This window comes from Legionella maceachernii, from assembly GCF_900167045.1.
Taxonomy (GTDB): domain Bacteria; phylum Pseudomonadota; class Gammaproteobacteria; order Legionellales; family Legionellaceae; genus Tatlockia; species Tatlockia maceachernii.
The window spans coordinates 34416-60309 of the sequence record NZ_FUXJ01000005.1 but is presented as its reverse complement, the minus strand read 5'-3'; the positions used below and the strand labels follow the sequence as shown (position 1 = coordinate 60309).

Here is a 25894-nt window from a genome sequence, read left to right as displayed (position 1 = left end):
GTTTCCTACTCCTTACTTTAGACTTTTCAAATTTTCCTTGCGGATTCCATATTTCTAAAAATAATGTTTAAAACCTAAATTGGTTCCTCATTAGAATTATTGATTTGCAGACCAGAATTTAGTGTGATGCATTCTTACATATAAAAGACGTTTAGTCAATCCAAATTGATCGAAATATTAACAATTAGAATTAAAACAAATCAAATAAGTTGTCTTTAACTCTTTTTCTTGTAACCTTTTAGTAGCATTTTAACTCAAAGCAGAAAGAATTCTGAGCTTAGGCGCCTCTTCCTCTATTTTCTTGCTTAAAGCCAAACTTTGTTTAACTAAAGAAAAATCTTCCTCGGATTTATTATCAATAGCGCCAAGTCGAGCTTGAATTTGCTTATTAACAGAAACTAGTTTATCAACAACAACTGGATTATTAAAAACACCAAAAGCGCAATGATCCGATAATGGATGCCCTTCCATAACGGAAATAATTCGGCTTATTGCCGCAGAATCCAAGATGGGACGTTCAAGCAATTGTTGAATCGCTAAAGCCATTACAGTGACTGAATAAGAATAGCAATTCGAATTAACCATATTACAAGACTGTTTTTCATTGATTAAGCGATCAGCCTCATTCAAGCAGTACTCCATTTCTTCTTTGCTAAAAAATACGCCCGTAGGGTAAGCAGTAAAATTAAACCCTTTATTTAAATAAGGCATTTCATTATCTTTCTTTGTGCGGATCTTAAACCCTTTATCCAACCACATTGTGAAATTATAGGGGCTTTGCCGACCATACACAGCAAAACGGTCTTTATCATCACGCAATGCAATGGCTGAATGGCTGACTGGAAAATTTGGAAGAGGCAAACCTGCCTTGGTTGCAAACATCAATTCATAAACAGCGTTCTCCGTAGCCCCTTCTTTCAAAGAGTCTAAAGAGCACATTTTATTAGGATCCACCGTAATGGGATCCGCTACATAACCGCTCGCTGATGATTTTTGTTTTAAAGAAGCTTCTGCACTATGGCTTGTCTTCTCCCTAGGACTGAAAAAAGATATCACTGAACGTATTTGTACCATTCCATTTTCCTTAACTAAACTAATAGTAGACTTGTAAAAGCCATTTGGGCTTGGCCCAACATTGTACTTTGCGTAACTATTAACTTTTCTTGAGTCAAGCTCAACCGACATTCATTACCGTGAATTACGCCATTCCTCTCTTTCGTTTTAGGCAAAGAGCAGGCTTTTTTATCAAAGGTGTAAATTTTTTTTATTTCTGGTTAATTCTAACTCATTTATAAAATCGATGAAAGATAATTATCCAGTCAATTTTAAATTAAATTTTATAAATTGGTTTCTTTTATTTTTATCCGACTCTTATTTGCCCATCCGATTAAAAAATATATAAATTTTTTCATAAATTATTATCAAAAAAAAAATCTTAATGTTATTTATATATTAATCATGAATATAATAAATCCTTAATGTTTAATTAGTATACTTAGTTTAAATTAGTAACTTTTAGAGGTGGTCATCGTGTGGTCTAGATTAGGTATATTTATTAAACCAGTATTAACAGGTACGATTGGAGCGGGGGCGGCTTATTTGACACAGCAAGCCGTTGAATATAAAGAATTTCACAAAAAAATGGAGGATTTCTCTCCAACCCAAGAACTCCCAGAAAGACCTGTCGTTGTCGCTGATAAAAAGGAATGGTTTGTTGTTGGTCGACAGAGTCCAGGCTATGTGCGCGATCCCCAAAAAAATCCCAAGCATCATCTTTTTGACAAAATCAAGCAAAGCCCGCTATTGATTCAAGGTTTAGGCACTCATATGGATAATGAGAAGCATTACGAGTTGCTCCCTGGTAGCGATTTTGAAACCGTGCCATTCACTCAAGATCCTAAAGCACCCAAAGTGGTAATTAAACCGGAACAAATGATTGGTAAAGAACTCCATAAGATCGAAGATGATGAGCAATTCGAGGTAAGCTTTGCGAGAAAGCAAGCCTTTGCGAAAGAGACTAACAAAAAATCTCCTTTTTTTCACTCTTCCTTTGCATTAAGAAAGGTGACTGAGGAACGGCCAGCTAGCTCTGGATCAGTGGTGATCTCTGGGTTAGAGGCAAAAAAATGGATTGAGGATATTAATGAAACGATTTGCAAACCTCAACATTGCACCATGTACACCTCTAATTGTTATTCTGCTGGGATTTATGGAACAGGCTCTCTTGTTCAAATCATTGATGCAAGAGTAGGTGGCGATGAAAAGAAAAAGAGCGATGATATTAAATCAATCGCAGACGTTGCGACAAAAGTTGCACTGGATAATTTTGGGCGAGGAGTGAGTAATAATCCGGTGGTGAATGTTCAGATGACTTCTACATTACCGAAGATACTGGCTAAACATGGACTACTGCAGACCGAAAAGGAAAAAACGGAAGAACACCAAACTAAGCCGCCCTCAAATTCATAGTCTTTTTCCGTTCATTAACGGTGAAATAAATTTTCATAGGAGATTATCTCATGAAAAATTCAGCTGGGGTTATAGTGGATGAGAATATCATAAAAGCCCTTGGAGCCCATACTGCTAAAGCAATCAGGGTAAAGAGTGCCCAAATGGAGCATGCCATCGCGGCAAAATTGGAAGATCTCGAGTTTTTAACCGTAGAAGGATTTTCAACTGGAGCACTGGTTAAAGCGAAAGTGGATGGTAATCATCAAGTATTAGGACTTAGCTTTGATCCTTCCTATACCGAGTGGAATGATCAAGATAAAACTTGTCGATTGATTGTCGAAGCAATTAACAATGGATTATATAAAGTTGATCTCGCCATAGAAACTGAGATTTCTACCATAAAATATGAATATGTGGGCGAAGTTATCCGCGCTATGGAGAAAAAGAAAGACTAATTCTAAACTTCAGTGGCGCATAGCGCCACTGAGTGTCAACTACTGCAATTCGATCCTATAGAATTTTTTATTTCCAATTCATCACAAAATAGCCTATTTGTGCAAATTTGAGCTATACCTTATATAAGCAATCCCATAGTAACACGATCAAGGAAATATCATGAGAAAAGCTCTGCTATGGATGTTAGCAGTTACTTCGACCTGTTTTTCTCTGTCCACTCATAAACATTTGCACGAAAAGGCGGTAACTGATAAAGATAGCGATAGAATTATAAAAATAATAGCGATGATTAGCCCTGAGCTTATTTCTCCCCAAACAACCAATAAAACCATGGCAGAAATAGCCAACATGCTTATGGCAAGTACATTAAATACCCCTGTCATCGAGAAAGTATTAAAAACGTTAAAGTGTGCCAATGAATACAATGTCATTCATAACAATATTTTAACCATTATCGACTATTCACTGCCTTCCAGTGAAAAGCGATTGTGGGTGTTTGATTTATATGAAAAAAAACTGCTGTTCCATACCTATGTCTCGCACGGTATTAAATCGGGAACCCTACTATCAACAAGTTTCTCAAACAAATACAACAGCAAATCAAGCAGTATCGGAGTGTACAAAACTGAAGATACTTACTACGGCCGCGATGGTCTTTCTTTAAAATTGGATGGGCTTGATGCTGGCTTTAATGATAATGCCTCTAATCGATCTGTCGTAATGCATGGCGGATGGTATGTAAGTGAAGATTTCATCAAAAAATACGGCAGAGCAGGCCGCAGCTGGGGATGTCCTGCACTACCTCTTGCTCTTACCTCAGCCATTATTAATACGATTAAAGGCGATTCGTTGTTTGTCATTTATTACCCAAGTGACAAATGGTTCCTTAAATCAAAATTCCTCAATTGTGATAATCTGTCGCCTACTCGATATGCTGCAGTTGTCGATACAGAAATCAAATCGGCAGAACAGGAGCAAAGAGAACCGGTTCTTTTTGCCAATATTAATAGCAAAAATTTAGGTACCGAACCAATCCTTGTCATGGCAGCGGTTGATTATGAGCGTGTATTTCATACTAAAGCACCTTTAGGTCGAATGCTTCGACGTCAAATTAACAACATGGAATACATTGCGCTGAGTAATACAGAACTTGAAAATCTAATCATTAATAATAACAAAGAGGCACTCAATACTGTGTATTTTGTTATCCCAGTCGTTAAAATGGTACGAGGGTATTACGCAACAGAAATGCACATTGTTGATTTAGGAAAAATAAAAGAAGTCAGACTCAATATAGAGCCCTCACAAAACCTGGCCTCCGTAAAAAGTTATACCGTGGATTTTGAAGCCAAACCATCCATTAGGCTTCGAGCAACAAATGAATTTATTCGCTGGTTAGGATTGTAATAATGAGCAATAAAGCCAAAACAATTTTAATGAAGATTCAACAAGAAAAACCCTTCTTATTGAATATTATTAATTACTATCCCATGGATCTGATTGCAAGTGGATTACGCAGCATCGGTGTATTTCCATTAATGAGCAACGCCGAACAAGAAATTGATGAACTTCTTGATTTAGCGCGTGCGGTTGTAATCAATTTGGGTAAACTGGACGATAGTTTTGTTGAGCTCTGCAATCGCATTTGTCAAAGTGCAAATGCAAGTAGCAAGCCGATCGTCCTCGACCCTGTTGGTGCGGGTGTAAGTCGTTATCGAACGGATGTTGCACTGAATTTTATTAAAAATCATAACATTTCGGTTGTGCGGGGCTATTCAAACGAACTTGCAAGCCTTTTAACTGAGAAAATTACGGTTCCTAATCAGAAAATTTCGGATGATAATTTAGTCATAGAAAACGCGAAAAAATTATCGGAAAAATACAATATTGCCTTAATAGTCAGCGGAAAATTTAACACCGTTATCGATGGAAATAAGATGGATAAATTCAATTTTGACTCCTCTTTGCTACAAAAAGTAGCAGGCATCGACAGTCTTCTTTCTGCTATTATTGGTGCCTTTCATACCGTTGAAAGCGACAGGTTTACAGCAGCTCGATCAGCCATTGGATTCTACGGAAATTGTGTTGGTTCCGTCACTTGCAGAGCACAAGGTCCAGCGTCTTTGAAAACAGCCCTTATTGATAAATTATACACTAATGCTTCGCAAGTAATGGAGTGGTGACAAAGTAAATTCAAACCAATCACTTTCAGCGAACAACTCATTACCCTAAATGATGTTCTTCTTTCCATGATTTAAATAAATTAATCATTCCTTCATTGAAGAAAGGGATATCGTCCGGTTTACGACTAGTGACTAGATTTTCATCCAAAACAACAGGTTCATCTACCCATTTTGCCCCCGCATTGATGAGATCAATTTTAATGGATAACCATGACGTAACCTTATGATTTTTTACAGCATCAGCATTAATTAATAACCAAGGGCCATGACATATTGCAGCAATCGGTTTTCTTTTATCATTTATTTCCTTCACAAAATTAATGGCTTCAGGAATCGTTCGTAATTTGTCTGGGTTTATCACTCCACCTGGTAACAATAAAGCATCATAATCTTCAGCACTGGCTTCTTTTAATGGCACATCGACTGTAAAGGTATCCCCTACTTCCAAGTGATTCCACCCTTGGACAAATTCCTTTTCTGGAGAAATTAGAAAAGTTTCAGCACCTTCTTTTTGCAACGCTTTTCGTGGCTTTTCCAGTTCAACTTCTTCGAAACCATTAGCTGCTAAAATTGCTATTTTTAATCCATTTAATTTGTTCATTATTAATCTCCTTTTTATACTTACGTATTCATAACAATGAAATATTTTATGGTTGGTAAATTAATTATTCTCATCTATAGTTTATAGTATACTTTATAATGCAAGGATAACATTATGCCTAATCAAAGGAATGAAAATAATACTGAAAATCTCTCATCCGCGCTTCAATCCTTGATGCAACTTAACCTTCAAATAATGCAAAATATGTATCAAATTGAAATAATGGACTTCATTAATAAACCGGAAAAGCTGCTCGAAAATCAGGTCAAATTGGCGCTAAAAAATAACCTTCTTTTCATGGAATACGCGAGAAAATCTTTCGATATTTTTTCAAAAATATTACTGGAACAAAATCCGGCTTTTTCTAATCTTCAACAGGGAATGAATTATTTGAAATCCGCTACTACAGCACTATCAACACCGGATATAGCGCTAGGAAATGCCACTAAATCCTTATTCTCTCCTTCTACCGATATGGATCCTCTTGATATAGCTCGATCAACCGCACAAATGGCGCTAAGAAGTCCCTCTAAAAATGAAACAAAAACAATAAAAACCAAATCCCAGAATGACATGAGAAAGGCGAAAAACAGTAAAAAATAAGTCGTTACGAGAAGCTCATCGCCTTAAGATATCGCGCGTAAAGCGCGATACTCAAAGGTTTTAATTTCGTGTGGAACTCTTGCGGTTGTCCATGTGCGTGGATATCGATTCAAGAGGTAGAATGGATGACTGTTACAGCTTCCCTCTTTTACCCTGCTCCCTCGGTTAACCTTGGGAGCAGAGCAAAGTCAAAAACACTTCTGTTACAGAAATTTGATCAGCTTAGTTTTAATTTTCTCGTTTGCAGTGCATTCCCCATTTAGCACCTAGACAACAGAAAAGCGCACCAATAAAGAAGAAACCAAACACAAGAAACGCTCCCCAAACTAAGGCGCTAGAAGAGGTGCGCACTACGATCACTTGGCTTCCTTCTGTTGTTAAGGCACTTGGCTGCACGGTTAATGGAGAAGCCGTCGCTGTGTTGGATGGCGCATTGGTTGGATTAGCCGTTGAATTGCTCGCTCCTTTCGAAGTTGATTGAGGGTTGGTTACTGAAGCTGTTGTTTCCTGAGGAGCTACAGAGGATTGCGAAGAACCTGTTGTATTCACTATTGGGGGTGATGCAGGATTAGAATAAGTAGAGACGTAAGCACTCATGTGGGTTGTGAGTACAGCGCTGAGTATTAAAATGATTGCCCAGGTCGTAAAGCCATACAGGACACCCAAATTCCGGCGAGGACAGTACAATCGACCTAAATAGCCAGCAGTATACCCTGCAACTAACATGGAAATAATAATGCTAATTAAAACGCCAATAGAGCCACTTAAAGCCACCATACCCATTCTATTAGCGCCCATATTGACCATGCTAAGACCTATTGCAGCACCTAAAAGCCCTAAAAGAAAACTCAAACCCACTCCCACAATGGCACCTGTAAAAATGGCTGTCCAGGAGATGCGCTTAGCTGCATTGAAGTTTCCAACATTCAGCGTTGTGGAAACAGTTTCATTTTCGATTGTCATGATAAATATCCTTATATTGCTTTAAGTTCCTTATGGACAAAAGATGAGATCTTTAAGTTTATTCATTATGGCCTTGTATTTAATACTAGTTTAACGATGGAGTTCTTTCAAATTTGTTGTGTCTAAAGCTCTAAACGGACAGACACCTCCTGCTCTTTTAGCCGACATTCAACGTTATGCTTAATGACAGCAACTAAATCGATTAATCCAGCTCTCTCAAGCGATTGATAAAAAATAGAAGCTGGAGGCGTTTGGCCAAAATCCGTTTTATAGAAATTCAAACCGTTTGTAGGTTTGGAGGCGTACACGATGAAACACATGACTGATTCAAAAGCTTCATCCCATTGCTTATTTTTATGATGTTCACTCAATTGAAGCCGTAATTTGGTTAACTCTGCTTCCTTTTGCTCACTGTTACTTACCTGAAAATTCAAACTGTCACAGGCCTCATTCATTGCAAGCATCACATATTCACAGGTTTCTTCATTCAATTTTTCCACGCCTATGATTTTATTTTCTAAAAGCGTTTGAAGCGTCTTATAACCAGTTGAACTGATACAAACTTCACCGATTCGTCCATCACAATTCAATAAGGTCACGGAAATGTGGTTCATTCTTAGAAAAGAAATAAGATCAATAAATGCGCTACCCAATTCGCCCGTTTCTCTCGTTACCCTTAGAATGACGCTATCTTCCTTTTCTTCGACACGCAAAAGATCAGGATTGCTTACGAATTCGTTGAGCCAAGATTTTGCTGCTTCAAAAGGCGGAGGTTCGACAGTTAAATTAGCTTCATGGTCATGCAGGGCAGCAAAATAACCTGGATTAGGCTCTACAATAGGACGATACCTTTGCAAATAGCGATAGGCCTGCACAAGGCTGACCCCATAAGTCTCCATCATATAAAGAATAGCCAAAGTGGCACTTCGTGACATTCCCATTTGGCAATTAATTAAAACTTTTTTCCTAGCTTCTCTTGCTTGATTTATTTTTTTAAAAATGTCTTGAGAACGGATTTGCTCCACCAATTCTGGAAAATTCATTCCATTGTCTTCAATGGTAATCGTATGGTGATGACTATCCAACTGGATGAATTGATTGTTTTTTCTAAACTCGGAAAGATCGATAATTAAGTCATACTTAGGGTACTCGTCCCCTCTATCGTAGTGACCGTATAAAGAATACACGCTTCCTATAAATAAATTCTCTAGGAATTCTTGGGCCCACGCGGAGGGGCTACTCACATAATGCGTGATGCTTAGTCGCTCTTCACCGTAAACAAATGAGGTATCGGTGAAACGCATCATGCATAACCTACTGAAATTTTCACTTATTTCTTTGCTTAAAGACCAAGGCGTTCGTTGAATAATTTCTTTCATTTTTAACCTTTTTATTTCGACTATACAATGGATCTAAATTTAAACAAAGCGACTATGCTTTATTATGGTAAAATGAATCTCTACGAAATTTAAAATGCATTATGAAACCCAATCAAACGATAAAAAACCGTGGAGCACTGAGTAATCCTGAAGGTCGCTTTGAAATCACTCAACATGAAAATGTTGATGATGGTTGGCCTATTGAGGAAGAAATACTTCCTCCTTTAATGACTGAATTATGGGTTGAAAAAGCAAAAACGATTATCAGCCACAACGACTCTCCGGATTTGGGCTTCGAGCAATCGATTAATCCCTATAGAGGCTGTGAACACGGATGCATCTATTGCTACGCAAGACCAAGTCATGCTTACCTGAATTTATCTCCTGGCTTGGATTTTGAGACAAAAATTTTTTATAAGGCTGATGCTGCCAATCTGTTGGAAAAAGAACTCAATAAGCCTCGTTATGTGTGTAAACCCATCGTTTTGGGAGCAAACACAGATCCTTATCAACCTGCTGAAGCCAAACTCAAAGTGACCCGTAGCCTTTTAGAAGTCTTACATCAGTATCAACATCCTGTATCCATCATCACTAAAAATGCATTAATAGAGCGTGACCTCGATCTTCTAGTATCCATGGCTCAGCAAAATTTAGTAAAAGTTGCTGTTAGCCTTACCACCCTTTCGCCACAGCTTAAACACATTATGGAACCTCGCACAACGACGCCTGCAGGTCGATTACGAACAATCAAACACTTATCTGAAAATCAAATTCCTGTTCGCGTTATGACAGCACCTGTGATACCTATGGTTAATGACATGGAATTGGAAAAAATTCTGCAAGCAGCAAGCGAAGCAGGTGCTCGACATGCCAGTTATGTACTCATTCGCTTACCTCATGAAGTCAAAGATTTATTTAAAGAATGGCTCACGCAACATTTTCCACAAAGGGCCGAACACATCATGAGCATTATTCGCCAAATGCGAGGAGGAAAAGACTATGATTCTACCTTTGGTAAGCGAATGCGTGGGGAAGGAGAATATGCAAATTTATTAGCGACGCGGTTTCGTTTGGCGTGTAAGCGATTTAATCTCAATACCCTCCCATCGACTGAATTAGCACTGGATAAATTTAGAAAAAAAGAATCCGTCGGATTTACACAATTAAGCCTATGGGATGAAGAAATGTTTTAATTTTTTGCAATTTTTCCTTTTAACTTGCAATTTTTTTTGATACCTTAACCCTTTTTCAACTCATTAGGTAAAATCATGCGCTCTAGAATCGCCTATACACGAGAACAACTTATCGCTCTCAGAAATGCTGAAACAGGAAATCCACAATTTAGAAATGCCTATAATCCTACTATATTTAGACCTGGCGCTTTTGCGTGTGTTCCTACTAAGCCCCTTGATTCTCGTGATAATAAATCTGAGCCGGATGATTGTGCACCGATGATTTGTATATCCTAATTCCACGCGATAATGAATAAAATTTTTGCCCAGTCCTATACTTTAATAACACTCAAATAACGAAAAGGAATCGGATTATGGGTAAATTCGTTATCCGTTTGCTGCTTTTGTTATTCGCTCTTTCATCTTGGGCAGCAGAGATGACTACCGAAGAGATTCAAGATCAGCAAAACGATCAGCAATTATGCGAGCAGCAACGCGTTAATCAATGTTTGACGACCTGTGAAAAAGCCAACGGTAATCATTGTATGCAAGCATGCGAAGAAAATGCTAAACACGAGTGTCGCCAAGCGGGCGAATAATGGCTTTTTCGTTATTAACGGATATAACGTTTTAATCGATGGTTTTATAGCCTCTGCGAATAACTCTTTCTTTTTTCTCTTTATCACTTTTTTCAAACTCAGAGCCTTCTAAATTAGTGGGTTTTGGTTTTACACAATGTTTATTTTCCCTTTCAACAGCAGAAGGCTGAGGATTTAAATAACTTTTTGTGCCCATTGCGAAACTCCATTTGAACTTTAATAGAAGTATAGAGCATCCTTTTGGGGTTAATGGCTCTCTTTTTTGATTGAGCCAACAAAAAGGAGCATCTCTTAAAATTCTTTCATGCGAGTAGAGACCTAAGGACCGACATTTTGTCCCACTTGACGCGTACCTGTTCTTCTAACATTAAAGCGATTATTCCTTTGAACTATCGAACTGGCATTCACAGGCTGAAGAATGCCCCAAGCGCTCGCGACACCAAAAGAAGCAATGGATTCCACATTAAATCCTCCTCTTTCGCCAATATTATTATCTACCGCACTTACCGCAGGATTTATCAACCCAGGATTAGTGGCATTGTTTATACCAATCGCTGTAGCGGAAGCATTTAAACCTAACTGTCTATTTGCATTCGTTGCCTTAATAAAAAATGCGGAGCGATTCACGATACTTCGAGAAAAATCTTTTACCCAAATGCCCTGCGCTGTTACATCACTGGCCAGGCTAGATTGATTAGCAAAATTGCCTCCTATATCCAATTCACTGCGCAAGAACCATAGTGTGCTATTGCTGTTAACCTCGACTCCTGTTGCAATCGTTTGTGCTGCGCTGTTTGGGTCACTGTTTGCCCGTACAGTAATAAACGAACCATCAATATCGACACTGCCCATTCGCGTGACTTCAACACCTGTTAGCTTTCTGACATTATTATTTCCCACAAAAATCCGAGTAAAAGCTATCCCTGCTTCTCTTGCTCCTGCGACGGAAATGCCAGTAATATACCCATTCGAATCATTTGGCCTACCGATAGTAATTTCGCGAATAATATGATTATTTCTGCGGATAGTTAATGCAACGGTCTGACTCGATTGAGGAACGTTACTAGGAGAGAATTCAGCAGTGAATGAGCGGAATAGATTCTCATCGACGGACTTATCGATAGCCACATCTGCTAGAAGGTTATCGCCATTCATGTCAAGTCCCCCAATGAGCAGAGGTTTAAATTTGTCCTCTAGAGCTGGTAAAAGGTATCCATCCTCTCGCCCTTCAATAGCCTGCCCAGGATTCATACTAATTCGCTCACTAGCTCCGGGATCTAATACATAAATCCCTGAAGCGAGATAAAGATCACTCGTTGGATCTAACGCACTGATATTATCCACTACGGCTTGCGTTAGCTGTGTATTGTCACAGGGGTGTTCAGCGGTGCAATTTTCTAATTCTTTCGTTACGAGATAACGCTCGCCGCCAGGTTTAAAAAACCAAAGATGATCTTTCTCAACTAAAGATTGCCCATTATCCAGCCACCCTCTTTCATTGGGAATACTTGTTCCATTGTCGATTGTTGCCAGATTTCGTCGAATGGGCTCTAAAAGACGAGTCTCTATTCCTCGGGTAGAGGGTATCTCTCCAAAGCGTAAGCGCACTGAAAACATACACGTATTACGACGCACATTGTCATAGGAATCCTGTAATAAAAGCGTAATCCGTTGATTTAATGGATACTCAACGGTCCCTATAATCCCATTCATATGACCTAAGTCATGAAAATCAAAATAATACCCTCCTAAAGCAAGGCGCAGTTGGTTTTCTGAGAATAAGTAACCTAATTCTGCATCTACACCTTTTCCAGCAATCTCCGTGTCCACGAACAAATGATCAAATTGTTTATGCCCCGAAAATTTCACATAGCGAACATCACCCAACTCATCGGCCCATGCACTTTTTAAGGCTGAATGGCGTTTATTCGCAGGCAGATAACCGTTCACATGCCAATCCCAATGAGAATAAATTCCTTCTATCCCCGGATTAATTGACCAATAATTTTTTTTGTTCTTTGTCGTGTTGGTATCAAAAAATAAATAAGCACCCAGAACATGCTGAGCATTTAAAACTTGACGTGTCCCTGCGCTAATTCCCGTAAACCAACTCTGATCGCGCATGTATTTTGACTGAGCATTCGTGTAAATAAATCCGCGTTGATTGGTATAAAGAGGCCACATAAAGTCGCCATTAAATCCAGTTGTGGTCCCTGTTGTTCCCGAAGCCAATAGGCGTGCAGGAAGATTTAGATTGACTTTTTCTGCAAAAGTACCTGTGCATAAAAAGGAGGAAAGAGCCAGAAGCACCAAATATTTCATTATTTTTTTATGTAGTCTAAAGACTTAATATCAACTAAAAAACAACAATTAGTCAACTCTTTAGCAGACTTTTTTGGGATTAAAATTTTGAATGAAGCCTTAAAAGGAAGGGGATTCTATAAGCTTCGAGCCCTCTTTTTCTGGTGTATCTAACAGTGTTTGAGGCCGCGAAAACTCATTCGGTCGCTTTTTAAAAAAACCAACCAGAGCGCTAGTGGCACTGTATGCTCCTAACGCCACTCCATTGGAAGCGACAACTAAAGTCGTCTGAATCGTTGTTTCTTTGAGAAGCAGTCTAAATCCTCTAAGCACAAATTTTCCTTAACAACATTTTTATTTTCAATTTTATTCTATCTTATCATCGCCACTAAATATACCTTATTGACCAGAATTTAATCTATGTTTAAAAAAATCATTTATCTTTAATATTTTCTTAACATTTGCCAGCTATATTCTCTGCCGAATTTGAATTAACAAAACAGTAAAGGCATGAAAACAAAAACCGATTCCAATACTACAACCACTCAACCCATTTCTCCGAACACTTCAATGCCAGTAAGTGGCCCAACAGCAAGTTATCAATTAAGCCCTTCACTGTGGAAAATACTTAACTTTACAGTCGTCACCGGAACAACTTGTGGGACAGTGGTGCTATTTCAAAGCCCCATTAGAACAATACTTACCCATCTCACGATGCAGGGGACTTTGCCCCAATATTCCATGAGTTCAATTGGAATATTATCAGCTCTCCGTGAGCTGTATAAAGGGACTTTCTCATCGTTAACAGGCTCGGCAGCCCGAACAGCTTATGTGACCACCACCCGAAACAATAGACCCACTGAAGTTAAGGAAAATACCGCCTCTGAAGAGAATATACCCGGAATTCAATTTAACAAAGCGGGCTATGTCATGTCCGCTGCAGTGGGCGATTATGTTATTACACAAATCCCCAAATCCCTTTCACAATTGAAAAAAACACCCAATCTTTTACCCCCAGAGTTCAAATGGTGGTCAAGAAATAACCTTCGTCAGCTCTTTCTTGGAGGAGCTCCTGCAGAAATTGTTGCAGGAATAACTAATTATGGGGCCCTGTGTGTTCTCGAAGATGAACTCGCTAAAAGGCTACCGTTCGAAGACGGCAAAGTACGGCATTTAGTAGCAGGCGCTGCCAGTGGAATGTGTGCAGGAATTATTTCTTATCCGTTTGCCGTATTTAAAGATTATACGTTGGTGAATGCCACAGTCACTAACGGTCAATTGAAAATCGACAGTACTGCTACTATGTTCAAGAAAATAGCAACAACTGTCATGCAAAATCCCCAAGAAGCGATATCAAGCTTTTTAGCCAATTCCGCTAAGCAAGTATTTATTCGCTCACTCCTTACTGGAGGGGTCTTTTCGACCGTGGCTGTAATGGGTACAGCCTTAGGCACTGAGCCTTTAAGTTCAATTATTCCAAAACGCTTTCAGCCGTCTGGAACGAATTCGCAAGGATTTTTTTGTAATCGCAAAACCATTTCTAATGAACCCCCTTCTCCACAAGAGCATCAAGAGACGCAACCTCCCCCAACGGCAAAATAGCCAACCCAATTAGGTCATTTTCACTCTTTGTGGGAATGATCATTTTTGACGCAAATGGCAACAAGCTTTATATAACGGACTGATATCACTAGCATTTTTCAGATTTAAGATGAATGGTGGTCTGAGAAAAATGGTGTAGCAATCGAAAAAACAGGGAGTGATTTTTAACCTTAGGAGTAACTATTTTCTCTAATTGCTACATAGGAAAATAATATCATTTCAAAATTAAATAAACATTAAGCAATTTGTTTATTTTTAAATCAATTTGAATTGTTTGATTTTCCTTTATGACTTAATATTATTGTCACTCACACCAACCGAATTAGTTCTCGTGTTCAACGGTATCGCACATTCCCTAAACAGTTCTTTTTATCACTTAAGCTCAACAGACTGCAAATAAAAAGGCACAACACATTTCCAACCGAATTGCTTTTCAACCTTTTGCTTAAAGGCTACCGAACTTTGGGCTTGACCATGAGTAATAAACACTGTTTGCGGTGGCCGCTTAAAATGGGATAACCAGGTTAATAATTCTTGGTAGTCCGCATGAGCGGAAATACTGCTTATCACTTCCACCTGAGCCTGTATAGGAACCATTTGCCCATGAATTTTCAGTTCACGTTCTCCTTTTAGCAATCGCGCACCTCGAGTGCCACCTGCTTGATAACCGGTAAGAATAATGGTGTTTCGATGATCAGGTCCAAAGACTTTTAAATGATGCAAAATGCGTCCTCCCTCAAGCATTCCACTTGCGGAAATAATGATTTGCATTTTTTTTTGATAATCAATTTGTTTGGATTCTTCTGGCGTATTCACGTAAGTGGCCACAGAACAGAGTCCTTTGCACTGCTCAATGTCTAATCGGTGATCTTCCCTGTAGGTTCGCAAAATTTGAGTGGCATTAATGGCCATGGGGCTATCTAAAAAAACTGGAATATCGGGGATTTTTCCGCTTTTTTTAAGCAGATAAATGTAATAAAGGAGTGCTTGAGCCCGCCCTACCGCAAATGCAGGGATAATGACACTTCCGCCTCGCTGGGTGGTTTGGTTAATGATGTTGCCAAGCTGTAATAGCGGATCCGTTGCATCATGCAGGCGATCACCGTAGGTTGATTCCATGACTAAATAATCAATTTCATCAACCACCGTGGGTGCCTGCATTACAAGATCATGAGGACGGCCAATATCACCTGTGAATAGAACCGAAGTAGCGTCGTTTTTTATTTTGACAAAGGAAGCCCCTATGATATGCCCTGCGCGACTCAATTCGAAGGTACCCTGATTTAAGAGTGGATAAGAAATCCCAAAGTCAACGACTTCAAATTGCAATAGTGCTTTTCTTGCATCTAACTCAGTATAAAGAGGCAAAGCCGGTCTATGCTTAGAGAAACCTTGTTTATTGGCGAATTTAGCATCTGCCTCCTGAAGGTGCCCACTGTCTGGAAGCAAGATAGAAGACAGTGCCTTCGTACCCGGAGTCGCATAAATGGGTCCTTTAAATCCATTTTTTACGAGTAAGGGTAAATAGCCAGTGTGATCGATATGCGCATGCGTGACAATGACTGCATCAATCTCTCCAGGGTTAACAGGAAATCTTTCCCAGTTGCGAAGACGCAATTCTTTATACCCTTGGAAAAGACCACAATCAATCAAAATGACTTTAGAACCCATTTCTAATAAGTACTTTGAGCCCGTAACTGTCTGCGTCGCGCCTAAAAACGTGAGTTGCATCGCCCCTCCATGCATGTAGTATATTCCGTCATTCAATGATCAAAGGCGATCAGTTTAAGTCGTAAAGTCGCTGCTATTTTTGGATGATTTCGATGTAGTGTATATCAATGCCAAGATACCAGAGCAATACCCACCTGACTAGTATCCCACCCTAAACTTGAGCGTAGATAAACGGAAAAAATAGGCCCAACACCTCCCTGTATATCGGCAATGTAAAATATCATTAAACTTAAAGCGAGCAAGCTTCGACACGGTAGACTATCCATTCAATTACTCTTCTATAAAAAATAAGCATAAACCAAAATGGGAACTAGCGTTAACGGTGCACCCAGTTCTATAAATTCTAAAAATCCAAATCCCCTGACCCGCCGTTTTTCACTATTTTGGATAATGATGATGTTACTTGCTGCACCTAAGATCGATAAATTACCAGCGATTGTGCTTCCTACTGCCAATGCTAAAAGATGAGAATCTGGCAGCTGATGATGCAATAGCAACGGTAAATACAAGGCAACTAAAGGAACATTGGAAATAAATTGACTAAGAATAATGCTGATAATCAAAATCACAGGGATACGCGTGACAGTAAAATGAAAATGATTAATGTTCTCTTGAAAAAAACCACTTTCCCATACTGCTTGCATCAGCACAAACGTACTCGCAAAAAAAATGAGTGTTCCCCAATCGAGTTTTTTGATGAAAGTCCAACGCTGGTTACTTAACAACAGAGGTAATGCCGAGAAAAGTGCAATGTAACTAAAATTAATTTGTGCGTTTGTTTGGATAAAATCCATTGATATTTTGACGAACACTAAAACAAATAGGGTCGCTAAACTTAGTTTAACCAGAATAACTACACGAGGATTATTAATTGGTGCAGAAGGCGTTTTTTCAATACGCTCATTTAAGGTGTTCCTGAATTTAAAATAAATCAGTAAATAAATAAGGATAAGGCTAAGCAGCGTCGGAATGATTAAAGGACCAATAAAATCAAGAAAAGGAGAAGCCATTTCTCCCTTTACCGCAATCAGTAAATTTTGTGGATTCCCTATTGGACTAAGTACGCTTCCAATGGTGATTGAAAACGCTAAGGCAAATAACAGTGGCTTAATTAACTCTTTGTGGGCTTTACACAACTGTAAGATAATGGGCGTGCCAATAATTGCTATTGTATCATTCATTAATAGTGCTGCACTTAATCCTAGAATGAAAACAATAATCGCTAACGCTTGTTTCCCTGTATGCGCGTGATGAAAAATTCTATCAGTTAAATGCGCTAAATAACCACACTCTTCCGCAGCCTGCGAGATTAAGAAAACCCCAAATAAATAAAGCATTACCTCAGGCTCTATGGCATTAAGAGCGCTTGACGCGGTGATTTGCTGGAGTAATAAGACCGCCACGGCACCCACAGTCATCATTGTCCAAATAGGAATGACCACCCTAATTAATCGGCGCAAGGCAATAGCAAACAACACCATTAAAAGAATGATGACCGCTATAGGCATTCTTTTTTATCCCTTATATTCCTTATCTCATCGCTGTAATAATGCGTTTAACACGCTGAACAATCAAATGGATTTTTTAGAAATAAAAATCCATTGATCATCAAATGCTTTCTGATTCAGTTCACATCAGCTGAAGTATATTAGACGATGACTAATGGATTAATAAAATGCAAATTAATTCTTTAAGCCGAGAAGAATTGCAAGAGGCGATTCTTCAACTTGAGCAAGCACTTTATAACCATCAACAATGGCATAACGCCCTTATTCGTTCTCTTACATGTCGACTACCTGCGGATCAACATGACATGAGTCAAGACGCGCACAAAGAATGCCGATTTGGGCAATGGTATTATAGAAGTGCATCTGAGAAATTGCGCCAACTTCCTGGATTTTCGGCTTTAGGCGAAGAACATCTTAAAATGCATAAAGAAGCAACCAATTTATTATCTGCAATCGATAATGGCAGAACAATACAGCCTTTTGATTATGACAATTTTTCTAACGCCTTGGAAAAAGTGCGACTTGAAATATCCGCTTTGCAGCGAGAACTGGGTGAATTACTGTATAACCGTGATGCGCTGACTGGTGCAATTAACCGTACCAGTATGCTTGCGGTATTGCGAGAACAACAGAATTTGGTCAAGCGCAATATACAAGCGTGTAGCATCGTCATGCTGGATTTGGATCACTTCAAGAAAGTGAACGATCAGTACGGACATACTGCAGGGGATTATGTCCTAGCATCAATATCCCGGTTTATCATTGAACACTTGCGGCCCTACGATAAATTTTTCCGTGTGGGTGGGGAAGAATTTTTAATCTGCCTACAAAATGCCGATGCAAAATTTGCCTTAAAGATTATTAAACGCCTAGGCGAAGGAATTGCTTCGATGAAAATTAATGTCAATCAGAATGAGGCCATTCATGTTACCGTGTCTTTTGGAATAGCAGAGATTGAAAACGATATTACTGTTGAACAATCCATAGAACACGCTGATCAGGCTCTGTATAAGGCGAAAGCCGAAGGAAGGAATTGCGCACGAATTTGAAGCTAGTCTTTGATAGCCTCAAGCTGTTGGCTTTAGCCGCCACTGTATCGATATCTTTGCCAAACAAGACTAATATTTAATTACATACCACTAAAAACGATTACGAATATTGGCTTCGTAAAAATCTAAGGTTTAAATATGCCAAAACGAGTCAGTAAAATGGAATCTTACGAACATTTTGAGCAAAAAAGACTTGATGCTCTACAAGGGCTAAAGATCCTGGATACAGCACCAGAAGAAAGTTATGATCGACTCGTACAACTTGCCATCGATTTATTTCAAATTCCTATTTGTTATATTGCCTTTCTTGATGAAAAAAGGCAGTGGTTTAAATCAAAGCAGGGGTTAAAACAAAAACAAACTCCACGAAAGATTGCTTTTTGTAATGAAACCATCAAAGGAAGTAAGCCACTGATTATTAACGACACCTACCTTGATGAACGATTTGCTAATAGCCCTCTTGTACAGCATGATCCGCGCATTCGATTTTATGCTGGGGTTCCTTTGACCGACCCGCAAGGTTATAACGTAGGTACTTTCTGTTTGGCAGACACTATCCCTAAAAAACTAAGCGCAAAACAACTCGACCTTTTATTGAATTTGGCAAACATAGCCAAAGAACAGCTCAGTCTTCGTAATGCTAATCTTTTATTGCGAAAAATAAAAAAACAACTTGAATTACGTAATCAATTTATCCGGAAAGTATTTAGTTTTTACATGTCTGATGAGGTGGTGAATACTATTCTGCAATCTCCTGAACATCAGAAATTAGGCGGTCAAGAAAACAAAATAACGATTATGTTTAGCGACCTAAGAAATTTTACTCCTTTATCTGAGACACTTCCCGGCGAGAAACTGGTTGCTCTTTTGAATACCTATTTTACCAAGATGGTTCGGGTTATCGAAAAATATCAGGGAACAGTGGATGCCTTTATTGGGGATGCGATCATGGTTATTTTTGGTGCTCCCCACTCTTCTGGAAAGGACTCCTTGCGTGCTATAACTTGTGCTTTAGAAATGCAGCGCGAATTAAAAAAACTTAATTCTTTAAATAAAAAACTTAACTTACCTCATTTGGAAATGGGTATAGGAATTAATACAGGGATTGCTGTAGTGGGGAATATCGGTTCAAAAAAGCGCATGCAATACAGTGCCATTGGCTCTTCAGTGAATTTATCTGCGCGTATCCAAGAGCTCAGTCTTGGAGGCCAGATCTTGATTTCTGAATCGACCTATCAAGAGGTGGCAAAAGAAATTGAAACCAATGGACATCTACGGGTAAAAGTGAAAGGAATTGATTCACCAATCACTATCTATGACGTGGCTCGATTAATCACTTAGTGCTACTTGGCCACAATTAAGTGCCCATTTGCCCAAAATTCACGTCAATTAACCTAAATTTTTTGCGATCAGAATAAGACATAACAAACTGATAAAAGATTATTCCCTATGCGTTACAAGAAATCTCTTGGGGTTTAGAGCGCTTATTGCTTAATGTACTCTTACTCTGAAACCGTTAAAGTATAGGTATTGGGAGTTGCAAATTTCCAGAACATGGATTGTTCGAAGATGGATCTTGCGCAGGGATGCACATGCTCAGGAGGAAAATTTGCAACTCACCAAACTACGTAAGTCATAGTCCTTTCAGAAACCATGTGCTCTATTGATTTAGCCTTTTCTATAATAACTCATTAAAATCCTCAAAGACATATCTTAATCAGCAGACCCTTCACTCAATAAATTTTATCTATACTTGTTACAGACGCTTAATGGATTTTTCCAGAAAAAAAATGCTACACGACTACACCATCGAACGCATGAGCAAAGAGGAAATCCAGCTCGCGATTGACTGGGCTGCAAAAGAAGGATGGAATCCGGGTTTGCATGATGCAGAGTGCTTTTACGAGGCCGATCCTAATGGCTTTTTTGCAGGAAAGTTAAATGGCAAGATTGTTGCGATAGGCTCTGCTGTGATTTATGACGATTCGTTTGCATTCTGCGGTCTTTATGTGGTTGATGCACATTATCGAGGTCAACAGTATGGGCTGGCATTAACCAAACAGCGCTTAGCTTATATAGGAAAACGCAATGCTGGCTTAGATGGCGTGATTAACATGACGGATAAATATGCTCGTCTAGGCTATAAAATAGCACACCATAACATTCGCTATCGTGGTCAAGGGATTCAAACCCTAGCGAAACCCAATAGCGCGATTCAATCTCTGACGAAAATCAATTTCAATTTACTCGCCAACTACGATCGCCAACACTTCCCAACCTCAAGAGTAAACTTTCTTAAATGTTGGATTAATCAACCTGAGGGAGCCAGTTTAGGCTATTTTAAGGACAGTAAATTGCAGGGTTATGGAGTAATAAGAGCATGTCGCAAAGGGTATAAAATCGGTCCTTTATTTGCAGATAATGAAAAAATTGCCGACGAATTATTTTTAGCCTTGATAAAATACGCCCAAGACGATTTCTTTTATTTGGATATCCCAGAAAATAATCAAAATGCCCTCGCTCTGGTGAAACGTTATCGCCTTGAAAAGGTATTCGAAACTGCACGGATGTATTTAAGAGGCGAGCCTAAACTTCCTATTGAAGAAATTTACGGCATCACTTCTTTTGAGTTAGGATGAATCATCATGGCACGAATGCTAGTGGGTTACGGTGGAAACACGCCACAAATTCAATGGCCCCATCAAGCAAGGATAGCAATCAATTTTGTAATCAATTATGAAGAAGGTGCTGAGTTATCCCCTATTAATGGTGATAATTTTGCCGAGACATACGGTGGCGAATTTCCGCTCGTTCACAAAGCTGCAGGCGTACGCAGTCTCAGTATGGAATCTCTCTTCGAATACGGAAGCCGTGCGGGCATTTGGCGGTTGATTCGGCTGTTTGATGAAAAGAAAATTCCCGTCACTTTTTTTCTTACAGGTTTTGCCCTAAGCCTCAATCCAGCATTATCTGATTACCTTCGAAAGGCCAAACATGAGATCGCAGGGCACGGATGGCGATGGATTGATTATGAAACACTTTCACGTGCTGAGGAAAAAACCCATATCTTGCGTTGTGTTGAAACCTTAGAAGAACTGACTGGCCAACGCCCCAGAGGTTGGTATAGTGGTCGCCATAGTCAATATACGCGCGAATTATTATTAGAAATTGGCGGCTTTTTGTATGATTCGGATAACTACGCAGACGATTATCCCTATTTTGAGGCAAATCACCTCATTATTCCCTACACTTTAGACTGTAATGACTTTCGCTTCGGTACCACGCCTGGATTTGTTACAGCCGATGACTTTTTTAATCACTTAAAAAATACGTTTGATTATCTCTATCAAGAACAACGACAAACGATGATGTCCATTGGCCTACACCCGCGATTTAGTGGCCATCCTGGCCGTTGCATCGCGGTTAAGAAATTCATTGATTATATTAATCAATTCCCAGATATTTGGATTGCGCGTCGTCTCGATATTGCAACTCATTGGCATAGAACAGGGTGTGTTTAAAAGTCCATTTGCTCGCAAAACGCGGATAAATGCCCCTCTTTGCATCGCGCCTCTTGTATTATATTCAGTTAGAATCTATCGTATAGCCGATAGTAAATCTCAGTGGTAAAATGCCAATCCAAAGCCAAAATTTAAACAACAAGCCCTGGATTTCAATAGATGTAGCACTTAAAATCGCATGTTCGGATAGCGCAGGGCCATTTTGCTAAAATGGTTTATAATTAACATTAAATGTACACTTATAGCGAAAAAAGAGCATGCGGATTCCATTGACCGAGCCTAGATCATCGAGATACCTCTACATTAATCCTAATAACAATCGGGTACATCTTCGGGTGCCTTTTATTGCAGGACAGAACATCAGCACAGACAATACCTGTAAGTCAAATGTGGAGTTAAAAGCGTTTTTTGAGGATGGCGCCGCTTACGAGGAATTGGAATCTTATAAAAGCGCGCTCGAATTTGATATGTCATTGCTGGAAGAAGGAACCTCCCTACGTCAAGTGAAAGAGGAACGCTTGGCTCAAATAAACACCTACATGGAAGCCGTAATAGCGATGAGGGATAGCTATGGGCAATCGGTCATTCATTTTCTCACCAAACCCTCTAATTTATACAGCATTCAATTGCGACCTCGCGTGCAAGACCCTTACTCTGTGGTGGTGAATCCAGTATTTAATGTAAATCGGCGCAATGATGGGGCAGGAAATCCTCTATCTCCTTTGTACAATAGCATGCATCGTATTTTCCCTGAAGTGACGTTAGCACGCCCAGACCCACGCACTCAGTTAATTGGCTGCGTGTTGATAGCCTTACCAGAGGGTGCCGCATTTCAAGACATTCTGCGTGTTTTAAAAGAGCAGTGTCAAACACTATTTGGAATCGAAATTGATGTTCAGAACTATTTTAAACGCACCCTTGATGGGACTGTAAAACAAGAAATCAATCAAGCGCATATCAATGCGTTAATGGGATTTGGTGGAGATGCCACCGCAAAAGATTATATCGAGGCCCTTTTGGGTGTTTGCGCACCGGACCTTTCGACGTTACTTCAGGGGTCGCCGTTTTATCTTGGCACCTATACTAAAAAGGAAGAGAAAGCCGAGCGTTTGTCCATCTTGACGCAATTTTACTTAGGTGTGATGAATGTGTATTGCCGAGCACAAGGCATCAGTGATAAAAATTTCGGGATGATTCTGGATGCATCCCCTCAATTAAGCCAAGAGTTGGTCGAAACTGTGTCGCAAGCCTTAAGTGCGGGGGATGATGTGGAAGAAGCGCTTTGTGTTTTTTTCAACCTTCATGCAAGTAAGTTCGGGCTTTCTCATTCGTTAAGCGCAGAAGATAAAGATGCCATTCAACAAAAATTTGAAACAGGTTTTCGAACCGTCACGGCAACCAAAGAAAACCCACACATGGATGACTTCATGATATTAGACCTTGACGCCCGCGGAGAAAACGCAAAATTCATCACCCATCAAGGTTTAATTTGTACGGATTTTGCTAACATCGTGGACCCTACCTGTGCAAATCAAAAATACTTTGAGCAAATTCGAAAAGATGCGGCCATTCATCCTGAAGTCATCACACCCAAAAATGAATCTGTTATCACGGAGGTTGATATCGAACCAGAAGTGCTACTGGATAAATTGAGCGATGTCCAATGGGAAAGACTACCCAAAGAAGCCAAAGAAGCATGTCAAGCTTTACCGGGCTTCCAAGTCCGTCAAATCCTGGATGATGTGGCAAAAGGCAAACAAGACGAAGCCGATGCTATTTTGAAAGCATCCTCAGATATTCAGGCCCTTCTCAGAAAGTCCGGTAAGTTCACTGATTACTCCGGAAGAACCTTTCACTGTACCGCTTATGAATATGCCTATTGGGCGAAAGACACACACATGTGCCGGATGTTAGAGCGCCATATGGATGAGGAGACCAAGGCCCATCTTTTAATTCAGATAGAAAAGATAGAAGAAGAAGGATTAACTTACCAGCAGCATGGCAAGACCCTCACACATTCCAAACATTTTGATTTAACGCCGCTCATCGAAGCGCTCGAGCACTTTGTGAATAATTTTGATGAATGGTATTCGGCTAAAAATTGGCATGAGATAGATACTGCGTGGATGGCCGTGGGCAAAGCCCAGCGTGAAGTTCCTGCGCATGTCGCACAAGAATACTGTAGAAAAGACCGCTCTTTTGAGCCGAAACCATCTTTTAAAGAGGGTACATTCCCTAGGTCGTTGACTTTTTCTAATTATTGGGTGACAGGTACCAAAAAAGATTCGTGGTTTCCTTTGGCCTCTGCTTCTACTTCTGGTCTTGGTTTCGATTTTGCATTAATTCGGGGTGCGGGGCGCGCGCACGTTGGTCGGCCCCTTGAGTTGGTGGGACGGGGGCGGTGGTCGAGTATTGATTTGACTGCAGTCCGCCACCTTGATGAAGTAAGATCAGCCGAACTCACGCAGCTGCGTGAGAACCTAAGCCAGCAGGGTCGAACCATGGGTATGTCTGTGTAATATCGTAAAACAATTCAACCGCATAGGCCGATATTTTGCGATCTCGACAAACGTCTAAAAACCATCCCAATAATTCTTCATACTCCCAGCCTTGAGCCGACCTACCTCACCACTGATGCAAGTAACGCTTGATTCGGCCAGGATAGACCTCAAAGTCCACCATTTGTTTAACCTGCTCACGGGCATTTCGCAACGTCCGAAGGTGCGGAACGAAGTGCTTTTGCTCAAGTACTCATTGATCAATACTTGCCTAAACAATCTAATATCATCCGTTGTGATGAAATAATATTCATAATGAGATTGACCCACTTGATCAGGTGATACTTGTGTGTCGTTGGTGCCATCCAGAGGTTGCGTCTCCAGATTGTTGATGCCCAAAAAATGAAAATCTTTATCGATAGCGCCTATGCGATTTTTTTACGGGATAATCGTAGCCGTCTTTCGTGTAAAACATCCATTAACCGCTGCTTGCAGCCTTGCAGTTGGCGTTGGTTTTACAGAGGACAATAATGTCATCTTGATAACGAGATAAGTCACGTCCATCGTATCAAATGCATCATCCAATGGCTTCAGGTAAAGCGCAGTGTATAGGTGCCATTAATAATGGATTGAACACCTTCGGTTAACCAGTCTATCAACCGCAATTTCCCAAGTGTGACAGCCTATCGAATTATTTTTCAATTGGGTAAACGAAAAAACAGGAATTCAGATCGCGAGTAAAGTTCGATCTTATCAAGGCTTGATGGTTCATGTGTTTGGAAAATTAGCCGCAGCTTTGTTCATTATGCGAGAGCGGATGATGGCAGGTGTTTAGATTTTGGCTTGAGATTGGCATTAAAGATCATTACCATGAGTAATACTCTAAAAACGAAAGGAATAATTCATTATGTCTTGGAAACAAACAATTACACTCAGGCAACTCCAACAAAAAGGACGCCACTGCGAGACCATTGATGGCCATAAGATTTTATTGATCTGGAATAATAACTCAGTTCATGCCATCGCCTCCCAATGTCCACACTTCAAATTACCTTTGACTAAAGCCGTGATTACGGATGAAAACACTATAGTATGTCCTTTTCATAAAAGTGCCTTTAATCTTGAGTCAGGTAAACCCGAATGCTGGTCCCCTTGGCCACCCGCCCTGGGCACTGTACTGGGTAAGATCAGCAAGCCTAAAAACTTAAAAGTCTATCCTGTCCGCATTGACGAAGATATGATTACGGTGGATGTGACCTAACTTAAACTCCGAATAA

The 25894-nt window shown here is 39.8% G+C and carries 25 protein-coding genes; 15 read left to right on the top strand and 10 right to left on the bottom strand.

Translation table 11 applies throughout. The features are described from left to right. Positions 1–249: 249 nt before the first annotated feature. Positions 250–1074: a hypothetical protein gene (locus tag B5D33_RS04785; RefSeq protein WP_115304911.1), complete on the bottom strand. Its 825-nt coding sequence runs from the start codon at positions 1072–1074 to the stop codon at positions 250–252. Between the two features lie 456 nt (positions 1075–1530). Here B5D33_RS04785 and B5D33_RS04780 point away from each other — a divergent pair, with 456 nt between their 5' ends. The 4 genes from B5D33_RS04780 to thiM all read left to right on the top strand — a co-directional run bounded on the left by B5D33_RS04780 (position 1531) and on the right by thiM (position 5090). Continuing rightward, a complete protein-coding gene (locus B5D33_RS04780; protein WP_058452922.1) occupies positions 1531–2469 on the top strand; it encodes a hypothetical protein in 939 nt (312 codons plus the stop codon). Between the two features lie 50 nt (positions 2470–2519). Continuing rightward, positions 2520–2906, top strand: coding sequence for a YbaB/EbfC family nucleoid-associated protein (locus B5D33_RS04775; protein ID WP_058452921.1), 387 nt, complete (start codon positions 2520–2522; stop codon positions 2904–2906). A 160-nt stretch (positions 2907–3066) separates the two neighbouring features. Continuing rightward, complete coding sequence (locus B5D33_RS04770) at positions 3067–4314, top strand: murein L,D-transpeptidase catalytic domain family protein (RefSeq protein ID WP_058452920.1); 1248 nt, start codon at positions 3067–3069, stop codon at positions 4312–4314. A gap of 2 nt (positions 4315–4316) precedes the next feature. After that, positions 4317–5090: a hydroxyethylthiazole kinase gene (gene thiM, locus B5D33_RS04765; RefSeq protein ID WP_058452919.1), complete on the top strand. Its 774-nt coding sequence runs from the start codon at positions 4317–4319 to the stop codon at positions 5088–5090. Positions 5091–5130: 40 nt separating this feature from the next. Here the strand turns inward: thiM and B5D33_RS04760 are convergent, their stop codons facing one another. Beyond that, positions 5131–5691: a type 1 glutamine amidotransferase domain-containing protein gene (locus B5D33_RS04760; protein ID WP_058452918.1), complete on the bottom strand. Its 561-nt coding sequence runs from the start codon at positions 5689–5691 to the stop codon at positions 5131–5133. Between the two features lie 114 nt (positions 5692–5805). Between B5D33_RS04760 and B5D33_RS04755 the strand changes: the two genes are divergently transcribed. After that, positions 5806–6294 (top strand): hypothetical protein, encoded by a 489-nt coding sequence (locus B5D33_RS04755; RefSeq protein ID WP_058452917.1) that lies wholly within the window; start codon positions 5806–5808, stop codon positions 6292–6294. Positions 6295–6522: 228 nt separating this feature from the next. Here B5D33_RS04755 and B5D33_RS04750 read toward each other — a convergent pair whose 3' ends face one another. After that, positions 6523–7257, bottom strand: a complete 735-nt coding sequence (locus B5D33_RS04750) for a superantigen-like protein SSL4 (protein WP_058452916.1) — start codon at positions 7255–7257, stop codon at positions 6523–6525. Between the two features lie 122 nt (positions 7258–7379). Further along, positions 7380–8636, bottom strand: coding sequence for a dual specificity protein phosphatase family protein (locus tag B5D33_RS04745; protein WP_058452915.1), 1257 nt, complete (start codon positions 8634–8636; stop codon positions 7380–7382). A gap of 101 nt (positions 8637–8737) precedes the next feature. Here B5D33_RS04745 and B5D33_RS04740 point away from each other — a divergent pair, with 101 nt between their 5' ends. From B5D33_RS04740 to B5D33_RS04735, 3 genes are all read left to right on the top strand, one after another. Continuing rightward, positions 8738–9829, top strand: a complete 1092-nt coding sequence (locus B5D33_RS04740; RefSeq protein ID WP_058452914.1) for a PA0069 family radical SAM protein — start codon at positions 8738–8740, stop codon at positions 9827–9829. Between the two features lie 75 nt (positions 9830–9904). Continuing rightward, a complete protein-coding gene (locus tag B5D33_RS16285; protein ID WP_133140971.1) occupies positions 9905–10105 on the top strand; it encodes a hypothetical protein in 201 nt (66 codons plus the stop codon). Positions 10106–10182: 77 nt separating this feature from the next. Then, positions 10183–10407, top strand: coding sequence for a hypothetical protein (locus B5D33_RS04735; protein WP_058452913.1), 225 nt, complete (start codon positions 10183–10185; stop codon positions 10405–10407). Between the two features lie 31 nt (positions 10408–10438). Here B5D33_RS04735 and B5D33_RS16555 read toward each other — a convergent pair whose 3' ends face one another. The 3 genes from B5D33_RS16555 to B5D33_RS04725 form a co-directional block, all read right to left on the bottom strand. Further along, positions 10439–10603, bottom strand: a complete 165-nt coding sequence (locus B5D33_RS16555) for a hypothetical protein (protein WP_156415017.1) — start codon at positions 10601–10603, stop codon at positions 10439–10441. Positions 10604–10725: 122 nt separating this feature from the next. Continuing rightward, entirely contained in the window at positions 10726–12729 is a 2004-nt protein-coding gene (locus tag B5D33_RS04730; protein WP_133140972.1) for a hypothetical protein, read from the bottom strand. 99 nt (positions 12730–12828) lie between these two features. Next, the gene (locus B5D33_RS04725; RefSeq protein WP_058452911.1) at positions 12829–13041 is read right to left on the bottom strand and encodes a hypothetical protein; all 213 of its coding nucleotides are present in this window, start codon (positions 13039–13041) and stop codon (positions 12829–12831) included. Positions 13042–13218: 177 nt separating this feature from the next. Between B5D33_RS04725 and B5D33_RS04720 the strand changes: the two genes are divergently transcribed. Continuing rightward, a complete protein-coding gene (locus B5D33_RS04720) occupies positions 13219–14310 on the top strand; it encodes a hypothetical protein (protein WP_058452910.1) in 1092 nt (363 codons plus the stop codon). Positions 14311–14682: 372 nt separating this feature from the next. Here B5D33_RS04720 and B5D33_RS04715 read toward each other — a convergent pair whose 3' ends face one another. From B5D33_RS04715 to B5D33_RS04710, 3 genes are all read right to left on the bottom strand, one after another. Continuing rightward, positions 14683–16041: an MBL fold metallo-hydrolase RNA specificity domain-containing protein gene (locus B5D33_RS04715; RefSeq protein ID WP_058452909.1), complete on the bottom strand. Its 1359-nt coding sequence runs from the start codon at positions 16039–16041 to the stop codon at positions 14683–14685. 104 nt (positions 16042–16145) lie between these two features. Continuing rightward, positions 16146–16307: a hypothetical protein gene (locus B5D33_RS16550; protein WP_156415016.1), complete on the bottom strand. Its 162-nt coding sequence runs from the start codon at positions 16305–16307 to the stop codon at positions 16146–16148. 12 nt (positions 16308–16319) lie between these two features. After that, a complete protein-coding gene (locus B5D33_RS04710; RefSeq protein WP_058452908.1) occupies positions 16320–17549 on the bottom strand; it encodes an SLC13 family permease in 1230 nt (409 codons plus the stop codon). Between the two features lie 167 nt (positions 17550–17716). Between B5D33_RS04710 and B5D33_RS04705 the strand changes: the two genes are divergently transcribed. The 6 genes from B5D33_RS04705 (at position 17717) to B5D33_RS04675 (ending at position 25878) form a co-directional block, all read left to right on the top strand. After that, the gene (locus B5D33_RS04705) at positions 17717–18598 is read left to right on the top strand and encodes a diguanylate cyclase (RefSeq protein ID WP_058452907.1); all 882 of its coding nucleotides are present in this window, start codon (positions 17717–17719) and stop codon (positions 18596–18598) included. A gap of 138 nt (positions 18599–18736) precedes the next feature. Next, on the top strand, positions 18737–19939 hold the full coding sequence (locus B5D33_RS04700; RefSeq protein ID WP_058452906.1) for an adenylate/guanylate cyclase domain-containing protein: 1203 nt from the start codon (positions 18737–18739) through the stop codon (positions 19937–19939). 449 nt (positions 19940–20388) lie between these two features. Beyond that, a complete protein-coding gene (locus tag B5D33_RS04695) occupies positions 20389–21237 on the top strand; it encodes a GNAT family N-acetyltransferase (protein WP_058453065.1) in 849 nt (282 codons plus the stop codon). Between the two features lie 6 nt (positions 21238–21243). After that, the gene (locus B5D33_RS04690; RefSeq protein ID WP_058452905.1) at positions 21244–22119 is read left to right on the top strand and encodes a polysaccharide deacetylase family protein; all 876 of its coding nucleotides are present in this window, start codon (positions 21244–21246) and stop codon (positions 22117–22119) included. Positions 22120–22376: 257 nt separating this feature from the next. Beyond that, a complete protein-coding gene (locus B5D33_RS04685; RefSeq protein ID WP_058452904.1) occupies positions 22377–24638 on the top strand; it encodes a hypothetical protein in 2262 nt (753 codons plus the stop codon). An 886-nt stretch (positions 24639–25524) separates the two neighbouring features. After that, positions 25525–25878 carry a Rieske (2Fe-2S) protein gene (locus B5D33_RS04675; RefSeq protein ID WP_058452903.1) on the top strand — a complete coding sequence of 118 codons (354 nt, stop codon included), beginning with the start codon at positions 25525–25527 and terminating at the stop codon, positions 25876–25878. Positions 25879–25894: the final 16 nt, after the last annotated feature.

What these genes read in the sequence shown, in the direction of transcription:
- B5D33_RS16555 (WP_156415017.1), bottom strand. Translation starts at nt 10,603, where the DNA reads ATGGGCACAAAAAGTTATTTAAATCCTCAGCCTTCTGCTGTTGAAAGG.
- B5D33_RS16550 (WP_156415016.1), bottom strand. Translation starts at nt 16,307, where the DNA reads ATGGATAGTCTACCGTGTCGAAGCTTGCTCGCTTTAAGTTTAATGATA.
- B5D33_RS04730 (WP_133140972.1), bottom strand. Translation starts at nt 12,729, where the DNA reads ATGAAATATTTGGTGCTTCTGGCTCTTTCCTCCTTTTTATGCACAGGT.
- B5D33_RS04745 (WP_058452915.1), bottom strand. Translation starts at nt 8,636, where the DNA reads ATGAAAGAAATTATTCAACGAACGCCTTGGTCTTTAAGCAAAGAAATA.
- B5D33_RS04700 (WP_058452906.1), top strand. Translation starts at nt 18,737, where the DNA reads ATGCCAAAACGAGTCAGTAAAATGGAATCTTACGAACATTTTGAGCAA.
- B5D33_RS04735 (WP_058452913.1), top strand. Translation starts at nt 10,183, where the DNA reads ATGGGTAAATTCGTTATCCGTTTGCTGCTTTTGTTATTCGCTCTTTCA.
- thiM (WP_058452919.1), top strand. Translation starts at nt 4,317, where the DNA reads ATGAGCAATAAAGCCAAAACAATTTTAATGAAGATTCAACAAGAAAAA.
- B5D33_RS04675 (WP_058452903.1), top strand. Translation starts at nt 25,525, where the DNA reads ATGTCTTGGAAACAAACAATTACACTCAGGCAACTCCAACAAAAAGGA.
- B5D33_RS04775 (WP_058452921.1), top strand. Translation starts at nt 2,520, where the DNA reads ATGAAAAATTCAGCTGGGGTTATAGTGGATGAGAATATCATAAAAGCC.
- B5D33_RS04750 (WP_058452916.1), bottom strand. Translation starts at nt 7,257, where the DNA reads ATGACAATCGAAAATGAAACTGTTTCCACAACGCTGAATGTTGGAAAC.
- B5D33_RS04715 (WP_058452909.1), bottom strand. Translation starts at nt 16,041, where the DNA reads ATGCAACTCACGTTTTTAGGCGCGACGCAGACAGTTACGGGCTCAAAG.
- B5D33_RS04785 (WP_115304911.1), bottom strand. Translation starts at nt 1,074, where the DNA reads ATGGTACAAATACGTTCAGTGATATCTTTTTTCAGTCCTAGGGAGAAG.
- B5D33_RS04710 (WP_058452908.1), bottom strand. Translation starts at nt 17,549, where the DNA reads ATGCCTATAGCGGTCATCATTCTTTTAATGGTGTTGTTTGCTATTGCC.
- B5D33_RS04740 (WP_058452914.1), top strand. Translation starts at nt 8,738, where the DNA reads ATGAAACCCAATCAAACGATAAAAAACCGTGGAGCACTGAGTAATCCT.
- B5D33_RS04690 (WP_058452905.1), top strand. Translation starts at nt 21,244, where the DNA reads ATGGCACGAATGCTAGTGGGTTACGGTGGAAACACGCCACAAATTCAA.
- B5D33_RS16285 (WP_133140971.1), top strand. Translation starts at nt 9,905, where the DNA reads ATGCGCTCTAGAATCGCCTATACACGAGAACAACTTATCGCTCTCAGA.
- B5D33_RS04760 (WP_058452918.1), bottom strand. Translation starts at nt 5,691, where the DNA reads ATGAACAAATTAAATGGATTAAAAATAGCAATTTTAGCAGCTAATGGT.
- B5D33_RS04770 (WP_058452920.1), top strand. Translation starts at nt 3,067, where the DNA reads ATGAGAAAAGCTCTGCTATGGATGTTAGCAGTTACTTCGACCTGTTTT.
- B5D33_RS04755 (WP_058452917.1), top strand. Translation starts at nt 5,806, where the DNA reads ATGCCTAATCAAAGGAATGAAAATAATACTGAAAATCTCTCATCCGCG.
- B5D33_RS04705 (WP_058452907.1), top strand. Translation starts at nt 17,717, where the DNA reads ATGCAAATTAATTCTTTAAGCCGAGAAGAATTGCAAGAGGCGATTCTT.
- B5D33_RS04695 (WP_058453065.1), top strand. Translation starts at nt 20,389, where the DNA reads ATGCTACACGACTACACCATCGAACGCATGAGCAAAGAGGAAATCCAG.
- B5D33_RS04685 (WP_058452904.1), top strand. Translation starts at nt 22,377, where the DNA reads ATGCGGATTCCATTGACCGAGCCTAGATCATCGAGATACCTCTACATT.
- B5D33_RS04720 (WP_058452910.1), top strand. Translation starts at nt 13,219, where the DNA reads ATGAAAACAAAAACCGATTCCAATACTACAACCACTCAACCCATTTCT.